Raw genomic sequence first — 16,372 nt, forward strand, 5'->3', positions numbered from 1 at the left:
GCAGCGGCATCTCAAATCGGCACCGGTCGTCGCTCCGTCCTGAGGCGATCGGTCAGGGACGGGCGGCGCGTCTCAGTGCAGGGTGCTGTCCTCGACCTCCGGGGCCGCCCACATCTTTTCGATGTTGTAGAATTCCCGGATCTCGGGCCGGAAGATGTGAACGATCACATCGCCGGTGTCGATCAGCACCCAGTCGCCACCTTCGAGACCTTCGACGCGGGGATTGCCAAGGCCCTCGTCCTTCAGGTCCGTCACCAGGTGGTCGGCAATGGCCATAACATGCCTGTTCGAACGCCCGGAGACGACGACCATGAAGTCTCCCAACGCCGACTTTCCGGCAATGTTGATGGTGATGATATCTTCTGCCTTCGAGTCCTCTAGGCTTTCGAGGACCAGCTTAAGCGCACGGACAGCGGCTTCGTCGCTCAGTTCCGTGCTGCGCGGGATTGCGGAGACCGCATATCCCTTGGCGTGTGCTGTTGTCAGGGTCTTTCCTTTCCGAATGAACAGAACAAGCACTTCCGGTCCGTGATTGAGGTCGAACCGTGCGTCAAATGTAGGCACCAAACCGGTACGGTTTCAAGACGCGAGACGTAAATGACGGGAATTCACCCGGATTTGGCGGAACGGAGCGCCGTCGAGCTTAGTGAGGAGCGGGGTCCGTGGATGAAAGTCCAGGCCGGCGGCGGCCGAGATGCGACGCTCGGCGCGTCGTCCTCGTCGATTCGCGCCTGACTGAAGGTCCTGGCCATGGGCGACGACAGATAGGCGAGCGTCGAGCCCGGCCTGTCGATCACCGCGATCGGGAAGGTGCCGACGATCCGGCGCCAGTCCTGCCAGCGATGAAAGCTCCGGAGATTGTCGGCCCCCATCACCCAGACGAAGCGGACGCCGCGGTTGCGTGCCCGGACGAACTCCAGGGTGCGCGCCGTATAGCTCTGTCCGAGCGCCTGCTCGAAGGCCGTGATCTTGATGCGCGGATTGCCGGCGATCTTCTCGCTCATCGCGATCCGCTCGGCGAGCGGCGCGAGATTGTTGCGGTCCTTCATCGGATTGCCGGGCGTCACCATCCACCAGAGCTGGTCGAGCCCGAGCTTGCGCAGCGCCGTCTCGGCAACGAGCACATGGCCCTCATGGGGCGGGTTGAACGATCCGCCGAACAGGCCGACGGCCATGCCGCTCTCGACATGCGGCATGCGCAGATATTCCGGCTTCACATCCGCAGGTGTCGTCAGGGCCGCACCTGTCCTGTGCCGCGCACGCGATATTTGAACGAGGTCAGCTGCTCGACGCCGACCGGACCGCGGGCATGCATCTTGCCGGTGGCAATGCCGATCTCTCCGCCCATGCCGAACTCGCCGCCATCGGCAAACTGCGTCGAGGCATTGTGCAGCAGGATCGCCGAGTCTATTTCGGTGAAGAAGCGCTCGACGACGGCCGCGTCTTCGGCGATCACCGCCTCCGTGTGGGCCGAAGACCAGCTGTTGATGTGCTCGATGGCGCCGGAAATGCCGTCGACGAGCTTCGCCGAGATGATCGCGTCCAGATATTCGGTGGCCCAGTCTTCGTCGGTTGCGCCTCTCAGGCCCGGCAACAGGCCTTGTAGCTCGTCGGAAACGCGCACCTCGCAACCGGCGTCGAGCAAACCCTTAAGCAGCGGTTTCGCCAGCCGGTCGGCGGCGTTGCGGTCGATCAGCAGCGTCTCGGCGGCGCCGCAGATGCCGGTTCGGCGCATCTTGGCATTGACGACGATGTTTTTCGCCATATCGAGATCGGCGGAGGCATCGACATAGATATGGCAAAGGCCTTCGAGATGGGCGAAGACCGGCACGCGCGCCTCGTTTTGAACCCGGGCGACGAGGCTTTTGCCGCCGCGCGGCACGATAACGTCGATCGCCCCGTTCAGCCCCGAAAGCATGGCGCCGACGGCGGCGCGGTCGGCGACAGGCACCATCTGGATCGCTTCTTCCGGCAGGCCGGCAGCCTTCAGCCCCTCGGCCAGGCAGGCATGGATCGCCCGCGACGAATGGAAGCTGTCGGAGCCGCCGCGCAGGATCACCGCATTACCCGCCTTGAGGCAGAGCGCGCCGGCATCCGCCGTGACGTTCGGACGGCTTTCATAGATCACCCCAATGACGCCGAGCGGCGTGCGGACGCGCTCTATATGCAAGCCGTTCGGCCGGTCCCATGCGGCAATGACGTCGCCGACCGGATCCTTCAGCGCCGCGATCGCCCGGATGCCGTCCGCCATGTCGCGGATGCGGCCGTCCGTCAGCGTCAGCCGGTCGATGAACGCCTTGGCGACACCGCTCTCTTCAGCGTTTGCGAGATCGGTCGCGTTGGCGGCGAGGATGTCGCTGCTCCTCGCGATGATTGCCTCGGCCATGCCGATGAGCGCCGCATGCTTGCGCTCGGCGCTGGCAATGGCGAGCGGCCGGGCGGCCGCCTTGGCGCGACGGCCGATCTCCAGCATGATCGCATTGACGTCTGAGCCGTTCTCGACCGTGTCAAGCATGGAGCTTGCCTTTCTTCTCGTCCTTTTCCGCCCCGGATCGTGGTTCCGAGGGAGCCGTCATTACCATATCGTCGCGATGCACCATGGCGGTGCGGCCGGCGTAGCCGAGGATCGCGGCGATCTCGGCCGATTTCTTGCCGGCGATCTGGCGCGCCTCGTCGGCGTCGTAGCCGGCGAGCCCGCGGGCGATCTCGCGGCCGGAATTGTTGAGGATCGCGATCGTGTCGCCGCGGCTGAACGTTCCGGTCACCTGGCGGACACCGGCCGGAAGCAGGCTCTTGCCGGAGCGCAGCGCCGTCTCCGCGCCGGCATCGATCGCAATCGAACCGGCCGGCAGGAGCTGTCCGGCGATCCAGGTCTTGCGCGCCGTCACCGGCGAGCGGGAAGGCGCGAACCAGGAGGAACGGGGGCCGGCCTCGATCGCCTTCAGCGGATGCACCGGCTTGCCGGAGGCGATGATCATCGCGCAACCGGCCGTTGTGGCGATCTTGCCGGCATCGATCTTGGTGCGCATGCCGCCGCGCGACAGTTCCGAGGCCGCACCGCCGGCCATCGCCTCGATCTCCGGCGTGATTTCCGCAATCGTCTCGAGGAAGCGGGCTTCCGGATCGAGATGCGGCGGGGCCGTATAGAGCCCGTCGATGTCGGATAGCAGCACGAGCAGGTCGGCGCCGACCATGGTCGCCACGCGGGCGGCGAGCCGATCGTTGTCGCCATAGCGGATTTCGGTGGTGGCGACCGTGTCGTTCTCGTTGATGATCGGCACGGAGCCGAGCTTCAGCAACTGGTTGATCGTGGCGCGCGCATTCAGGTAGCGGCGTCGCTCCTCCGTATCGCCGAGCGTCAGCAGGATCTGGCCGGCGATGATCTGGTCGGTCGAAAGGCTTTCCGACCAGGCGCGGGCGAGGGCGATCTGGCCGACGGCGGCGGCCGCCTGGCTTTCCTCGAGCTTCAGGGCGCCGGCCGGCAGGTTCAATACGGTGCGGCCGAGCGCGATGGCGCCCGAGGAAACGACCAGCACTTCGACGCCCTTGCCCTTTAGCGCCGCGATGTCGGCGCACATGGCGTCGAGCCAGCTCTTTTTCAGCCCCGTCTGGCGGTCGACGAGCAGGGCCGAGCCGATCTTGATGACGATCCGGCGGTGCTTTTCGAGCGGTTTGCGGTTCGCGGCCATGTCAGGCTTGCTCCTCGCCGGCCTTGGCGGAGGAAATGACGTCGCGCAGTGCCCGCAGCGCCTCGGTCATGCCCTTGTTGGTCACGGCCGAGATGAGGAGCGGCGGCGCGCCGCAGGCTTTGGCGAGCGCCTTCGATTTCGCCTTCAACTCCTCGTCGGTGAGCACGTCGATTTGCGACAGCGCGACGATCTGCGGCTTGTCTTCGAGCCCGCCGCCGTAGGCCTCCAGCTCGTGCTTGACGGTCTTGTAGGCCTTGGCGACATCTTCCTCCTGAGCCGAAACCAGGTGCAGCAGCACCCGGGTGCGCTCGACATGACCGAGGAAGCGGTCGCCGATCCCGACGCCCTCATGGGCGCCCTCGATCAGCCCGGGAATGTCGGCGATGATGAATTCCTGCCCGTCGACGGTGGCGACGCCGAGATTGGGGTGCAGCGTCGTGAAAGGATAGTTGGCGATCTTCGGCCGGGCGCGCGTGCAGGCGGCAAGGAAGGTCGACTTGCCGGCATTCGGCAGGCCAACGAGGCCCGCATCGGCGATCAGCTTCAAGCGCAGCCAGATGGTCTTCTCCTCGCCCTCGAGGCCGGGATTGGCCCAGTTCGGCGCCTGGTTGGTCGAGGATTTGAAATGGGCGTTGCCGAAGCCGCCATTGCCGCCGGCCGCGAGCCGATAACGCTGGCCTTCCGCGACCATGTCGACGATCAGCGTCTCGTTGTCTTCCTCGAAAATCTGCGTGCCGACCGGCACCTTCAGCGTTACGTCGGCACCCTTCGCGCCGGTGCGGTTGCGGCCCATGCCGTGAACGCCGGTCTTGCCCTTGAAGTGCTGCTGGTAGCGGAAGTCGATGAGCGTGTTGAGGCCGTTGACCGCCTCCACCCAGACATCGCCGCCGCGGCCGCCGTCGCCGCCGTCCGGTCCGCCGAACTCGATGAATTTCTCGCGGTGGAAAGAGACGGCGCCGGCGCCGCCATCTCCGGACCGGATATAGACTTTCGCTTCATCGAGGAATTTCATCGGCTCGCCATTTCTTGCGTGTTCGGCTTCATCTGGGGTGAGGAAGGATAAAGCTGGAAAACCGCGCATCCTTGCTCTCTTGCAGTCGCCGCCATCGATATAGGCGGTTCCGGCAGAGGTCAAAGACTATCGCATGAAGGACCCGCCAAAGCTGAGCTCCGGCGGGTTCTGTTCGTCAAGCCGGCCGGCGCAGGTCCTCCGCCGTCAACCGCGTTTCGATATGCGCCATCATGGCATTGCGCGCGAGCGCATAGATCTGGCTGCAGCCGGTGATGCGGAAGCCGAGCTTCTCCTGCACCTTGAGCGAGGCCGGGTTGTCGGCAAAGACGCCCGAATGCAGCACCGCCTCCGGCATGCGGCGGAAGAAGCGTTCGACGGCGGCATGGACGGCCTCGCTGGCCAGGCCCTTGCCCCAATAGAAGCGGTTCAGCCAGTAGCCAACGTGCCATTCGCCCCGCCGGAATTCGATGCCGACGCAGCCGATATGGACGTCGTCGCCGGAGGTGACGGCGAGCATCCAGTCGGGCAGGACGCTTGCCGTCTGACGGTTCAGCCAGTCGAGCGCATCTTGCTGGTGGTAGGGCGCCGGCACCCGAGCCAGCATGCGCGCCACCTGGAAATCGCCGAGCGATTCGGCGATCGCCGCGGCATCGGAAAGCCGGTGCGGGCGCAGACGCAGCCGCTGCGTCTCGATGATGGGGCAGGGGCCGGGATCGGGGCGGGCGACCACCCGCGACCGTTCGGGAACGAGCGCGTTCATCGCATGCCTCCCCAGCTTCTGAGCGAAACCCAAGTCTTGCGGTCGAGCCGGTACCACTCGACGGCAATGGTGCCGCCGAGCGCCAGGCTGTCGACCATGCCGGAGCCCTGGAACTGGAAGCCGCACTTCTGGATGACCCGGCGCGAAGCCATGTTCATCACACGGCAGCGCGCATCGATCTGGTCGATATCGCGGGTGCGGAAGGCCATGTCGGTCAGTGCCTGCGTCGCCTCCGTCGCATAGCCTTTGTTCCAATGGGGTTCGCCCAGCCAGTAGCCGAGCTCGACCGTCTTGCCGTCGGCATGCGGCTCGATCCCGCAGCAGCCGAGGAATGCGCCATTGTCCGCTTTGGTGATCGCGTAGACGCACTTGCCAATCGTGCCGGGGCCAATCGTGCCGGCTTTGGCGCGTCGCACGAAATCGGCCGCATCCGCCGTCGTGTAGGGGTGCGGCATGCGCGAGACCATGGTGGCGATATTGGCGTTGTTGGCAAGATGGGCAAGGGCGTCGATATCATCTTCGTGGGGCGCGCGCAAAACGAGCCGGGGCGATAACAGTATCGGGCAATCGGTCCTTGACCGCTGAGGCCTCAGCCTTTGTTCGGGAGACCGTGATTGGTCTTCCCTCAAGAGCTCGGTTTGCATGGTTCTTCCTCCAGAGACGTGAAAAGGGGAGCTGGGTATTGCCCCATCTCCCCTTTGAAGTCTGGCTTTTGAACCTTGCGGGTGCGTCAGCCGGGTCGATGAGACGCCGGCTGTTTTAGAGCGCTACCGGCTTATTCCGCTGCTTCGGCTTTCGGCATTACAGACACGTAGACTCGGCCGTTGGCCTTCGTACGGAAGTCCACGTTGCCCGCCGTAAGCGCAAAAATCGTATGATCCTTGCCAAGGCCGACATTGGCGCCGGCATGCCACTTCGTGCCGCGTTGGCGCACGATGATGTTGCCCGCAATGACGGCTTCGCCGCCGAACTTCTTCACGCCAAGGCGCTTGGACTCAGAATCGCGACCGTTGCGCGACGAACCGCCAGCTTTCTTGTGTGCCATTGGTGTTCTCCTTTAAACCTTCGATCCCGGAACTCAGTTTGCAGCTTCAGCTTCAGCGGCGGCTTCGGTCTTCTTCGAAGACTTCTTCGCCTTGCCGCCGGCCGCAGCGATGTCCAGGATGCGGACGATCGTCTGATGCTGGCGATGGCCGCGCGAACGCTTGGAGTTCTGGCGGCGGCGCTTCTTGAAGGCGATGACCTTCTTGGCGCGGCCCTGGTCCACGACCTCGGCGCTGACGACGGCACCTTCGACAAACGGAGCACCGATGGTGGCATCGGCGCCGACGCCGACCATCAGGATCTCGGTGAATTCAATCTTGTCGCCTTGAACGCCTTCCAGCTTTTCGATGGTGATGACGTCGTCGGCTGCCACGCGGTACTGCTTACCACCGGTCTTGATGACTGCGAACATATTTTGTCCTTTCATGTTCGGTCCGGCTCTTTGCCCGAGGACAAGGCCGTCTTTTTGTCAGTCGTTACGTTGAGCGGAGAGATGCGAGGAACCCCCTTGACCTCCGCCAGTGAACGGGCACAAACCATTACCCGCCGCGGTGCGGGCAGGCCACACCACTTCATGGCGCGGATTACGGGAGTCGCCCTTCCTTGTCAAGGCGAAAGCCACCGACTTGAAGATATTCTTCTTTCTGCCCCTTGTCAGCGGCCGAAACTGCCGCTATGAACCGGCCGCGCTTCAAAGCGCCAACCGGCCCCGCGGAGAGGTGGCAGAGTGGTTGAATGCACCGCACTCGAAATGCGGCATGGGTGCAAGCCCATCGGGGGTTCGAATCCCCCCCTCTCCGCCATAAATCACGCCCAAGTTTAAACAGGTTCACCGCCGCGTCGTGCCACCGCACGCGGCCGCCACCTTGCTCCGACTCAGGGCGTCGGCAGCCCACCCCGCCCAGAGTTCCGCCGGCGGCAGCCAGATCCATCCTCCGGCCGGATCGCCGACGACCTCCGACTTGCCGGCCGCGGCGCAGGCGGCGGTCAGCAGGCAGATCCAGGCAGCGCGTCTTTCGTGGTCGGTTTCGGTGGTGATGTTCTGCAGCAAGCGGCCATTGTGCCAGCCGATGAAATCGAGGAGGCGAGCGATGACACCGGTCTCGGCCGCTTGCGCATAGAGCCAGTCGAACTTCTTGCGTTTCGCGGCTTTTGATATGGCGAAACGCTCATCGGCGAGAAGAACCCCGAGAAAGGCGTTGGGGAAGGCCTCGATGATTGCGGCGCCGGGGATGACGGCTCGGCCGATCGGTGCGGCAGCGGCCAGGTGGCCAACTTGTGCGGCGGTCTCGGCGGCGGCTTTTCTGAGAGCGAGACCGTGGCCGAAGTGACTGAGGCCCGGCTTGCAGCGTCGCTGGAAGGCGCCGCGGGTCAAGAGGCGCTCGCACAGGCGGTCGAGCCTGTCGGGGGCGTCCGGCGGCGTCAAGGGGCCGTCGATGGCGATCATTGCGAAAGACGTCGAGAGGGGGATGTGCCGCTGCCGCCGCTCCCAATCGGTGTGGGTCCTTGCGGAGCCGACGGCCTCGCCGAGGCTCCAGGCGATGCCGGTGGTCGGGCGGGACCGGGCGTAGCCGACGTCGATGCCGAGCAGCTTGTCGAAGCTCATCCTTTCCGCTCCCGTTTCCGCCCAGTCTATGCGTTTCCGCTCAGCGCCTGTTGGCGCGCAGCCATGCCTCCAAGGCGGCAATGACCGACAGTCTGAGACTGGCGCCGCGGGCGAGTGCGCCGGAAAGCGCGCGGCCCTCGGCTTCGCATCCCATCTCCTGCATCACGTCCTCAGGCGTCATGCGGCGCCGGTCCATGATCGCCTTGATCTCGGCGATGGTGGAGGCAAGCAGGTAGCGGCCGCTGGCGATGGGTGTTTGCGCCGGCCGCGGATCGGAAGACGTCGGCGCAGGGGAGGTCAGTCTCGGGGCGAGTGGCCGCGCGCCTTTGGCGGCAAGCCAGATCAGGAAGGCGTCGCGTTCGGCATCCGTCGCTTTCGCCCAGGAATTCTTGAGCTTCTCGATGCGGGTGCGCTCCGGCTCGATGCCGGCGAGGACGAAGGCCTTGCGCGCCGAGCCGATCTCACCGGCGAGCAGGGCGCGATAAATGTCCGGGAAATCGGTCTTCAGCCGCTGCAGGTGGGCGTCATCGCGCCTCGTCTTCTTCGACATCATGGACCTCGACACTCGATTTCGATGGTCCTCTACCGCGCCTGAGCGGCGAGGGCGAGGAAAAACATCGGCCAGCTGGTTGGTCGGCGTCGATTGGCGAGGTTGCGGCGGACCTCAAGCTCTGCACAAGCCGGCCCTTTCATCCTGGCGCCAACAGCCGGAATGATTCGTGGCGAAGGAAGGACGATGAATGTCTGACATTGTTGAGCACTATAGCGACCCGCAGGATGCGAGCGTGGCTCTCTACCTGATGGAAAACGACGGCGACGAACTCACCGATATTCTGGTCGCCGCGCTGGAAGATGCGTTCCGGATCCTCGATGAGGATTGGTCTTTCCAGACGATGCACTGAGGGCGGTCGGCGCTACAGCGCCGCGCGTCTTATCAGACGCGCAAAGGTCGCTGTAGCACTTTGAATTGCTGCATGGCTTTGTCCTTAAATCGAGGTCGATTTAAGGAGACATGCAGTAGCCGCCCTGCAACAATCGCTCCACGGATGCGGCCACCCGCAGCAGCGTTCCGTCGAAGCCGTTTCGAGCCATCAGCATCAGCCCCGCCGGCAAGGCAGTGCCGGGCATCGGCAGCGTGATGGCCGCCAGGTCGAACTGGTTGGCGACCTCGGTGTTGCGCAACAGCAGACCCTCGACACGGCGATATGCCTGCCTGTCCTGCTCCACGGAGGCGAACGGGACAGCGGGGATCGGCGTCGTCGGCAGCAGCACGAGGTCGAAGGGCGCGAGGCGCTCGTCCATCGCGCGGACGAGCGCACGCCGCGTCAGCAGCAGGCTTTCGATGGCCGCGTCGGGAACGGCGAGACGGCGGCGGAGCGGGGATTTGACGCGCGCATCGACCGGCGCGTTTTCGTCGGGGAGCCAGTCCGCATGGATGCGGCTTGCCTCGAGCCCGGCGAGGGAGCCGATTGCGGTGGCTTCGGCGAAGCGGCGCAGGAGATCGTCGAGGTCGCATGCGGCAATTGTTGCGCCCGCGCGCGAAAGCCTCTGCAGGCTTGCTTCGAAGGCCGCGGCGATATCGGACGCGAGGTCGTCGAAGAGCACACCCTTCGGGATCGCGAGCTTCAGCCCGGCAATCGGCAGCGGCGTCAGCGGTTCGGATGGCTCGCCGGCCATGATCGCATCGGCCGCCGCGCAATCGGCGACGCTCAGCGCCAGCGGGCCGATCGAATCGAGGCTGGGCGACAGCGGAAAGGCACCGTCGAGCGGCACGCGGCGGGCGGTCGGCTTGAAGCCGACAAGCCCCTGCAGCGCAGCCGGAATGCGCACCGAGCCGCCGGTGTCGGAGCCGATGGCGATTTCGCTCGTGCCTTCCGTCACCGAAACACCCGCTCCCGAGGACGAGCCGCCGGGGATGAGGCTCGCGTCCCGCGCGTTGCCGGGCGGCGGATAATGCGGGTTGAGGCCGACGGCGGTGAAGGCGAATTCGGTCATATGGGTCTTGCCGATGATCACCGCGCCGGCGGCGCGCAGGCGCCGGACGATCGTCGCGTCCGCCGCTGCGGGCGGCGCGCTGCGCCGGATGATTGAACCGGCAAGCGTCGGCTCGCCGGCAACGTCGAAGAGATCCTTTATCGAGACGATGCGGCCGTCGAGCGGACCGAGACCCGTTCCTTCCCGGCCCCTGCGATCGGAGGCATCCGCTTCGGCGCGGGCGGATTCGGTATAGAGCTTCATGAAGACGCGTTCGTCGCCGAGGCGCTCTCCCAAGCGGGTGAGAATGGCTTCGAGCCGATCGCGGGACTGGGCGTTCGAACGGGTCAAGGCAAAGACCTCATAGGTGCCGCGGCCGACGCATACCGGATTTTTGGGATCAGATGGGTGCGAGCGGCAGGCGAGTGCAACCGTTTATGGAATTGCCGCATTGTTATAGAATGCAAGCGGCAAGGATTTCCAGAGACCCAGGAAGACGTCGATGCCGAACCGGAAATCTCCTGTCACTCTCGACTCTACGGCAATCCAAGCGGTGAAATACGACGCGCCGCGTCGGATGGTTGAGCATCTGGTTCGTCGGCAACCACCGACCTTATCATTACCTTGACGTACCGGTGCATGTTTACGAGGAACTCCTGCAGGAGGATTCGGCCGGCGGCTATTTCAACCACCACATACGCGACCATTACGGTTTCCTTTTCATCCCGCTGCCGCAACCTTCCTCCCCGCAGGCGGGGCGAAGATGCCGGCAGGCAGATGAGGGGCACCGACATCGGCGGAGGTTCCCTTCGGGAACTCCGCTTCCTTCACAGAACTGTCGCCAATCCGTTCAAATAGTTTCATGCGCCTGTAAAGCCGCTGACATGCATGGCGCCAATGGTCCGCTTGCGAGAACGATGATTCGCGGACCGGAGGCAGGATTTGGCGGCTGTTCGAGACACGCTTACCAGGCGTTCCTTTCTCCTATCGGCTGGCGCTGCCGGTCTCGTCGCTTCTTCCGGGCTTGCGACCCCCTTTTACGCTAGGGGCTACGGCCGGCCGGAGTTCGTTCACGGCGTGCAGTCCGGCGATGTCGATACACGGTCGGGAATGATCTGGACGCGGGTCGACCGGCCGGCGCGGGTCGCGGTCGAATATTCGACCACCGAGAGCTTTTCGAACGCCGCCCGGCTCCCCGACATCGATGCGACGCCGCAGACCGATTGCGCGGTCAAATCCAGCCTCGACAATCTGCTGCCCGACCAGGACATTTTTTACCGCTTCACCGCCACCGATCTCTATGACGGCAACCGCGTTTCCGAGCCGATCGTCGGCCGCTTCCGCACCGCGCCCCTGCGCCGCCGGTCGGTGCGCTTCGTCTGGTCCGGCGATACCGCCGGCCAGGGCTGGGGGATCGATGAGGTCGGCATGAAGACCTATTCGACGATGCGGCTGCACGAGCCGGATTTCTTCATCCATTCCGGCGACACGATCTATGCCGACAACCCAATCCCCGACGAGATCAAGCTGCGCGACGGCGGCATGTGGAAGAACCGCATCGTGACGCCGGAGAAGCGCGATGTCGCCCGGACGCTCGAGGAATATCGCGGCCAATGGAAATACAATCTGCTTGACGAGCACGTGCGGGAGCTCAATGCCGCCTGCCCGACCTTCTATCAATGGGACGACCACGAGGTCCTGAACAACTGGTCGGCCTCGACGGATCTTCGCGACGACCCGCGCTATCCGGAGAAGGACGTGGCGGTCTATGCATCGCGGGCGGCGCGCGCCTTCCACGAGATGACGCCGATCCGTACCCTGCCGACGCAGCCGGGGCGGATCTTCCGCAGGATCGCCTATGGGCCACTGCTCGACGTCTTCTTCGTCGATCTGCGCTCCTATCGCGGCGCCAACCAGGGCGGCGAGGCCGGCCTCCTGGGCTGGCGCCAGACGGACTGGCTGAAACGCGAACTTGCGGCATCCAGCGCCACCTGGAAGGTGATCGCCTGCGACATGCCGATCGGTCTCGTCGTCTGGGACGACTATTCGAGGAAGCGCGGCTCGGACGCGGTCGCTAATGGTGACGGAGGTGCGCCCAAGGGGCGCGAGACGGAATTTGCCGATCTGCTGCGCTTCATCCGCGACAATGCAATCGACAACATCGTCTGGCTGACGGCCGACGTGCATTACACGGCCGCGCATCACTACGACCCGTCGCGCGCCGCCTTCAAGGACTTTTCGCCCTTCTGGGAATTCGTCTCCGGGCCGCTCCATTCCGGCACCTATGGACCGAAGGAGCTCGACATGACCTTCGGACCGGACGTTCGGTTCATCAAGGCGTCTGGCGGTGGCGTCGACAGCAACCTGCCGCCCTCGGCCGGCCTGCAATTCTTCGGCATCGTCGACATCAGCGGGCAGACGCGGCAGCTGACCGTGCGGCTCATGGACCGGCAGGACAAGGAGCTTTGGCGCGTGACGCTCGATCCGGCGGCCGTTGGGTGACTTGCTTTTTGCAAACCTGCTCCGCGCGCCGGCCCCCTTTCGCTCGTGCAAAAAAACCTGTATGAGCGCGGCAACTGAAAAAGCGGTGCCCGCCCTGACGCGCGCGCCCAGAACTTTCCGAGACAAAAAATGAGCATTCGTAACATCGCGATCATCGCGCACGTTGACCATGGGAAGACCACGCTCGTCGACGAACTTCTGAAGCAGTCGGGCTCGTTCCGCGAAAACCAGCGCGTTGCCGAACGCGTCATGGATTCCAACGATCTGGAAAAGGAACGCGGTATCACCATTCTCGCCAAGGCGACCTCGGTCGAGTGGAAGGGAACGCGCATCAATATTGTCGACACCCCCGGCCACGCCGACTTCGGCGGTGAGGTCGAGCGCATCCTGTCGATGGTGGACGGCGCGATCGTGCTGGTCGATGCCTCCGAAGGCCCGATGCCGCAGACCAAGTTCGTGGTCGGCAAGGCGCTGAAGGTCGGCCTGAAGCCGATCGTCGCGATCAACAAGATCGACCGGCCGGACGGCCGCCACGAGGAAGTCATCAACGAAGTCTTCGACCTCTTCGCCGCGCTCGACGCGACCGACGAGCAGCTCGACTTTCCGATCCTCTATGGTTCGGGCCGTGACGGCTGGATGAACGTCAATCCCGGAGGTCCGAAGGACCAGGGAATGGGCCCGCTGCTCGATCTGGTTCTGAACCATGTTCCCGAACCGACGGTGGCGGAAGGGCCGTTCCGCATGATCGGCACGATCCTCGAGGCAAACCCCTTCCTCGGCCGCATCATCACCGGTCGCGTCCACTCCGGTTCCGTCAAGCCAAACCAGGCCGTGAAGGTGCTCGGACAGGATGGCAAGCTGCTCGAATCCGGCCGTATATCGAAGATCCTCGCCTTCCGCGGCATCGAGCGTCAGCCGATCGAGGAAGCCCATGCCGGGGACATCGTCGCGATCGCCGGTCTCACCAAGGGCACCGTCGCCGACACCTTCTGCGATCCTTCGGTGGCCGAGGCTCTTACGGCCCAGCCGATCGACCCGCCGACCGTCACCATGTCCTTCATCGTCAACGATTCGCCGCTTGCCGGCACCGAGGGCGACAAGGTCACCTCGCGCGTCATTCGCGACCGACTGTTCAAGGAAGCGGAAGGCAATGTCGCGCTCAAGATTGAGGAATCGTCCGAGAAGGACTCCTTTTTCGTTTCCGGCCGCGGCGAATTGCAGCTCGCCGTTCTGATCGAAACGATGCGTCGCGAGGGCTTCGAGCTTGCCGTCTCGCGTCCCCGCGTCGTCATGCACAAGGATGACAACGGCCAGCTTCTCGAGCCGATCGAGGAAGTCGTCATCGACGTCGACGAGGAGCATTCCGGCGTCGTCGTGCAGAAAATGTCCGAGCGCAAGGCCGAAATGGTCGAACTGCGCCCGTCGGGCGGCAACCGCGTCCGCCTCGTTTTCTTCGCCCCGACCCGCGGCCTGATCGGCTACCAGTCGGAGCTCCTGACCGACACGCGCGGCACGGCGATCATGAACCGGCTGTTCCACGACTATCAGCCCTACAAGGGCGAGATCGGCGGCCGCATCAACGGCGTGCTGCTCGCGAACGAGCCGGGCGAGGCGGTCGCCTACGCGCTGTTCAACCTCGAAGACCGCGGCCCGATGGTGATCGAGCCGGGCGAGAAGGTCTATGAGGGCATGATCATCGGCATCCATACCCGCGACAACGACCTCGAAGTCAACGTGCTGAAGGGCAAGAAGCTCACCAACATGCGCGCCGCCGGCAAGGACGAGGCGGTCCGCCTGACGCCGCCGATCAAGATGACGCTCGAGCGGGCGCTCTCCTGGATCCAGGACGACGAACTGGTGGAAGTGACGCCGAAGTCGATCCGGCTTCGCAAGCTGCATCTCGATCCGCATGAGCGCAAGCGCTTCGAAAAGGCCCGCACCGCCGGCGCCGCGTAATTTCGAGAAAATCGACAGCTGCATGAGGACCCCGGAGCGATCCGGGGTTTTTTGCTGTGTGTGCCTTTCGCGGCCGGCTTGCGGATAAAGTTAAAATCACGTTAACCTTCTCATGGATGCCGCTAAAGTTGCCTGTGGGTTAAGCTTGGCCGGCAGACGGGCGGGATTCCGGTTCGCCGAGCCGTGTGTTTAGAGTCAGGTCATGAAGACTGTTTCGATCGAGGTCAGGCCCGGGGAGCCGCATGAAGCGGCGGCGATTGCCGATGTGCATCGCGCATCCTGGCTACAGGCCTATGGCGGTCTCATCCCGCACCGCCCGCTGGTGAAGATGGTCAACCGGCGCGACGAGACCTGGTGGCGAAAGGCGACGCGCGGTCCGGCGACACTGCTCGTCGTCGACGTGGCGGGAACGATAGCCGGCTATGCCACGCTTGGCCTGAGCCGGGCGCGAGCGCTGCCGCAGGAAGGCGAGATCTACGAAATCTATCTGCGCCCGGAATATCAGGGCCTCGGGCTTGGGCGGAAGCTCTTCGGCGAGGCGAAGAGCTTGTTGAAATCGCTCGGCTGCGAAGGGCTCGTCGTCTGGTGCCTGGAGGACAGCGAACTCGCCTATAACTTCTTCCTCTCGGCCGGCGGGCGCGACGTTGCCGAGGGCATGGAAGACTTCGGTGAGAAGTACCTGAAGAAGGTCGGCCTCGTCTGGAAATAACGACCTCCAGGGCAAATGCATTTCGCCGCAAGCCCTCATGCATCCCGGCGCTGCCGAAGATGATATCTGGCTGCTATTGCCAAGCGGCTCCGGGCAAGGCGTCTGGCCACCGACTTTCCTCCGGGACAAAATCCGCTCTGCCCATATTTGGCCGTGTCGCCTGCCTATGGCAATTCCGCCCGGCTGGACGAAAGTCATGTTGCATCGCCGCATGTTTCCCTTTATCCGACGGGCGACTTCTTAAACGGCCCTGGAGGTGCTCATGCGGATCGACGCGATTTCCATTGGAAAGAATCCACCCGAAGATATCAACGTGATTGTGGAAGTGCCGGTCGGCGGCCATCCGATCAAGTACGAGATGGACAAGGAAGCCGGCACGCTGGTCGTCGATCGCTTCCTCTACACGCCGATGACTTATCCGGGCAATTACGGCTTCGTCCCGCACACGCTTTCCGATGACGGCGATCCGATCGACGTCTTGATCTGCAATACGCGGCCGCTGGTACCGGGCTGCGTCATCAATGTCCGCCCGATCGGCGTGATGATGATGGAAGACAATTCCGGCCAGGACGAAAAGATCATCGCGGTCCCGTCGGCTCACCTGACCAAGCGCTACGACAAGGTCCACGACTATACCGACCTGCCGGAAATCACGCTCAAGCAGATCGAGCACTTCTTCGAGCACTACAAGGATCTGGAGCCCGGCAAGTGGGTGAAGATCTTCGGCTGGAAGGATGCGGGCGTCGCCAAGCAGCTGATCCGCGAAGCGGTCGAGCGCGCCAAGGCGAAGAAGTAATTATGTTGCCGCGCCGGCGATCTCGGCGAGGCGCTTCTGTAGAACCTCCGGATCGGCCTCGATCCGGAGGATTTTTTTGCGCTGCGTGGCGCCGGAGACGAGGGAGATCCTGTTCCTGGCGATGCCGAAGGATTGGGCTAGCAGGGCGATTAGCGCCTGGTTCGCCTTGCCCTTTTCCGGCACGGCGCGCACCCGCACCTTGAGGTGCTCCTCGCCGTCGGCCGCCGTTTCCAAACCGTCGATCGCGTCTCGGCCGCCGTTCGGCGTCAGCCTCACCGCCAGGCGCGCATGGTCGCCGAAGCCAGCCAGAGCTCGCCGGCCCAT

General features: G+C 64.1%; 18 protein-coding genes, 1 tRNA gene and 1 pseudogene. 7 read left to right on the plus strand and 13 right to left on the minus strand.

What is annotated here, in order from left to right:
- Positions 1–72: 72 nt before the first annotated feature.
- From rsfS to rplU, 9 genes and pseudogenes are all read right to left on the minus strand, one after another.
- Positions 73–519: a ribosome silencing factor gene (rsfS, locus tag CO656_RS13600; RefSeq protein ID WP_097526218.1), complete on the minus strand. Its 447-nt coding sequence runs from the start codon at positions 517–519 to the stop codon at positions 73–75.
- An 89-nt stretch (positions 520–608) separates the two neighbouring features.
- Entirely contained in the window at positions 609–1,217 is a 609-nt protein-coding gene (locus CO656_RS13605) for a nicotinate-nucleotide adenylyltransferase (protein ID WP_037417934.1), read from the minus strand.
- Between the two features lie 14 nt (positions 1,218–1,231).
- Positions 1,232–2,515 (minus strand): glutamate-5-semialdehyde dehydrogenase, encoded by a 1,284-nt coding sequence (locus CO656_RS13610; RefSeq protein ID WP_037417931.1) that lies wholly within the window; start codon positions 2,513–2,515, stop codon positions 1,232–1,234.
- Positions 2,508–3,689 carry a glutamate 5-kinase gene (gene proB, locus CO656_RS13615; RefSeq protein WP_097526139.1) on the minus strand — a complete coding sequence of 394 codons (1,182 nt, stop codon included), beginning with the start codon at positions 3,687–3,689 and terminating at the stop codon, positions 2,508–2,510. Before proB ends, CO656_RS13610 begins: the two co-directional genes overlap by 8 nt.
- 1 nt (position 3,690) lies before the next feature.
- Positions 3,691–4,701 (minus strand): GTPase ObgE, encoded by a 1,011-nt coding sequence (obgE, locus tag CO656_RS13620; RefSeq protein ID WP_037417924.1) that lies wholly within the window; start codon positions 4,699–4,701, stop codon positions 3,691–3,693.
- A 175-nt stretch (positions 4,702–4,876) separates the two neighbouring features.
- Positions 4,877–5,461 (minus strand): GNAT family N-acetyltransferase, encoded by a 585-nt coding sequence (locus CO656_RS13625; RefSeq protein WP_097526140.1) that lies wholly within the window; start codon positions 5,459–5,461, stop codon positions 4,877–4,879.
- Entirely contained in the window at positions 5,458–6,105 is a 648-nt protein-coding gene (locus tag CO656_RS13630; RefSeq protein WP_037417909.1) for a GNAT family protein, read from the minus strand. The genes CO656_RS13625 and CO656_RS13630 overlap by 4 nt, the downstream gene beginning before the upstream one ends.
- 131 nt (positions 6,106–6,236) lie before the next feature.
- Positions 6,237–6,506, minus strand: coding sequence for a 50S ribosomal protein L27 (gene rpmA, locus CO656_RS13635; RefSeq protein ID WP_012709652.1), 270 nt, complete (start codon positions 6,504–6,506; stop codon positions 6,237–6,239).
- Positions 6,507–6,605: 99 nt separating this feature from the next.
- Positions 6,606–6,917: pseudogene (rplU, locus tag CO656_RS13640) on the minus strand (50S ribosomal protein L21); the annotation flags it as partial.
- A 301-nt stretch (positions 6,918–7,218) separates the two neighbouring features.
- Between rplU and CO656_RS13650 the strand changes: the two are divergent.
- Positions 7,219–7,308 (plus strand) — tRNA-Ser (locus CO656_RS13650).
- A 26-nt stretch (positions 7,309–7,334) separates the two neighbouring features.
- On the opposite strand, the gene CO656_RS13655 is transcribed toward CO656_RS13650, so the two are convergent.
- Both CO656_RS13655 and CO656_RS13660 read right to left on the minus strand, forming a co-directional pair.
- Positions 7,335–8,111, minus strand: a complete 777-nt coding sequence (locus CO656_RS13655; RefSeq protein WP_037417828.1) for a DUF429 domain-containing protein — start codon at positions 8,109–8,111, stop codon at positions 7,335–7,337.
- Between the two features lie 40 nt (positions 8,112–8,151).
- Complete coding sequence (locus CO656_RS13660; RefSeq protein ID WP_097526219.1) at positions 8,152–8,661, minus strand: hypothetical protein; 510 nt, start codon at positions 8,659–8,661, stop codon at positions 8,152–8,154.
- A 190-nt stretch (positions 8,662–8,851) separates the two neighbouring features.
- Here CO656_RS13660 and CO656_RS13665 point away from each other — a divergent pair, with 190 nt between their 5' ends.
- Positions 8,852–9,013, plus strand: coding sequence for a hypothetical protein (locus tag CO656_RS13665; protein ID WP_097526141.1), 162 nt, complete (start codon positions 8,852–8,854; stop codon positions 9,011–9,013).
- Between the two features lie 100 nt (positions 9,014–9,113).
- On the opposite strand, the gene CO656_RS13675 is transcribed toward CO656_RS13665, so the two are convergent.
- Positions 9,114–10,436 carry an amidase gene (locus CO656_RS13675; RefSeq protein WP_097526142.1) on the minus strand — a complete coding sequence of 441 codons (1,323 nt, stop codon included), beginning with the start codon at positions 10,434–10,436 and terminating at the stop codon, positions 9,114–9,116.
- Between the two features lie 284 nt (positions 10,437–10,720).
- Here CO656_RS13675 and CO656_RS13680 point away from each other — a divergent pair, with 284 nt between their 5' ends.
- The 5 genes from CO656_RS13680 (at position 10,721) to ppa (ending at position 16,048) form a co-directional block, all read left to right on the plus strand.
- Positions 10,721–11,131: a KTSC domain-containing protein gene (locus tag CO656_RS13680; protein WP_234819775.1), complete on the plus strand. Its 411-nt coding sequence runs from the start codon at positions 10,721–10,723 to the stop codon at positions 11,129–11,131.
- Positions 11,028–12,587, plus strand: a complete 1,560-nt coding sequence (locus CO656_RS13685; protein WP_097526143.1) for an alkaline phosphatase — start codon at positions 11,028–11,030, stop codon at positions 12,585–12,587. Before CO656_RS13680 ends, CO656_RS13685 begins: the two co-directional genes overlap by 104 nt.
- A 129-nt stretch (positions 12,588–12,716) precedes the next feature.
- Positions 12,717–14,543, plus strand: coding sequence for a translational GTPase TypA (gene typA / locus CO656_RS13690; RefSeq protein WP_097526144.1), 1,827 nt, complete (start codon positions 12,717–12,719; stop codon positions 14,541–14,543).
- Between the two features lie 202 nt (positions 14,544–14,745).
- Entirely contained in the window at positions 14,746–15,252 is a 507-nt protein-coding gene (locus tag CO656_RS13695) for a GNAT family N-acetyltransferase (protein ID WP_097526145.1), read from the plus strand.
- Between the two features lie 262 nt (positions 15,253–15,514).
- Positions 15,515–16,048, plus strand: a complete 534-nt coding sequence (gene ppa, locus CO656_RS13700; RefSeq protein ID WP_037417814.1) for an inorganic diphosphatase — start codon at positions 15,515–15,517, stop codon at positions 16,046–16,048.
- On the opposite strand, the gene CO656_RS13705 is transcribed toward ppa, so the two are convergent.
- The gene (locus CO656_RS13705; RefSeq protein WP_097526146.1) at positions 16,049–16,372 is read right to left on the minus strand and encodes a DUF167 domain-containing protein; all 324 of its coding nucleotides are present in this window, start codon (positions 16,370–16,372) and stop codon (positions 16,049–16,051) included.

The organism is Sinorhizobium sp. FG01 (genome assembly GCF_002531875.1).
GTDB lineage: Bacteria > Pseudomonadota > Alphaproteobacteria > Rhizobiales > Rhizobiaceae > Sinorhizobium > Sinorhizobium fredii_C.

Excerpts from the sequence above, each read along its gene's own strand:
- CO656_RS13655 (WP_037417828.1), bottom strand. The coding sequence starts at position 8,111 with ATGAGCTTCGACAAGCTGCTCGGCATCGACGTCGGCTACGCCCGGTCC.
- proB (WP_097526139.1), bottom strand. The coding sequence starts at position 3,689 with ATGGCCGCGAACCGCAAACCGCTCGAAAAGCACCGCCGGATCGTCATC.
- CO656_RS13665 (WP_097526141.1), top strand. The coding sequence starts at position 8,852 with ATGTCTGACATTGTTGAGCACTATAGCGACCCGCAGGATGCGAGCGTG.
- CO656_RS13610 (WP_037417931.1), bottom strand. The coding sequence starts at position 2,515 with ATGCTTGACACGGTCGAGAACGGCTCAGACGTCAATGCGATCATGCTG.
- ppa (WP_037417814.1), top strand. The coding sequence starts at position 15,515 with ATGCGGATCGACGCGATTTCCATTGGAAAGAATCCACCCGAAGATATC.
- typA (WP_097526144.1), top strand. The coding sequence starts at position 12,717 with ATGAGCATTCGTAACATCGCGATCATCGCGCACGTTGACCATGGGAAG.
- obgE (WP_037417924.1), bottom strand. The coding sequence starts at position 4,701 with ATGAAATTCCTCGATGAAGCGAAAGTCTATATCCGGTCCGGAGATGGC.
- CO656_RS13630 (WP_037417909.1), bottom strand. The coding sequence starts at position 6,105 with ATGCAAACCGAGCTCTTGAGGGAAGACCAATCACGGTCTCCCGAACAA.
- CO656_RS13660 (WP_097526219.1), bottom strand. The coding sequence starts at position 8,661 with ATGTCGAAGAAGACGAGGCGCGATGACGCCCACCTGCAGCGGCTGAAG.
- rpmA (WP_012709652.1), bottom strand. The coding sequence starts at position 6,506 with ATGGCACACAAGAAAGCTGGCGGTTCGTCGCGCAACGGTCGCGATTCT.
- CO656_RS13625 (WP_097526140.1), bottom strand. The coding sequence starts at position 5,461 with ATGAACGCGCTCGTTCCCGAACGGTCGCGGGTGGTCGCCCGCCCCGAT.
- CO656_RS13705 (WP_097526146.1), bottom strand. The coding sequence starts at position 16,372 with ATGGGCCGGCGAGCTCTGGCTGGCTTCGGCGACCATGCGCGCCTGGCG.
- CO656_RS13695 (WP_097526145.1), top strand. The coding sequence starts at position 14,746 with ATGAAGACTGTTTCGATCGAGGTCAGGCCCGGGGAGCCGCATGAAGCG.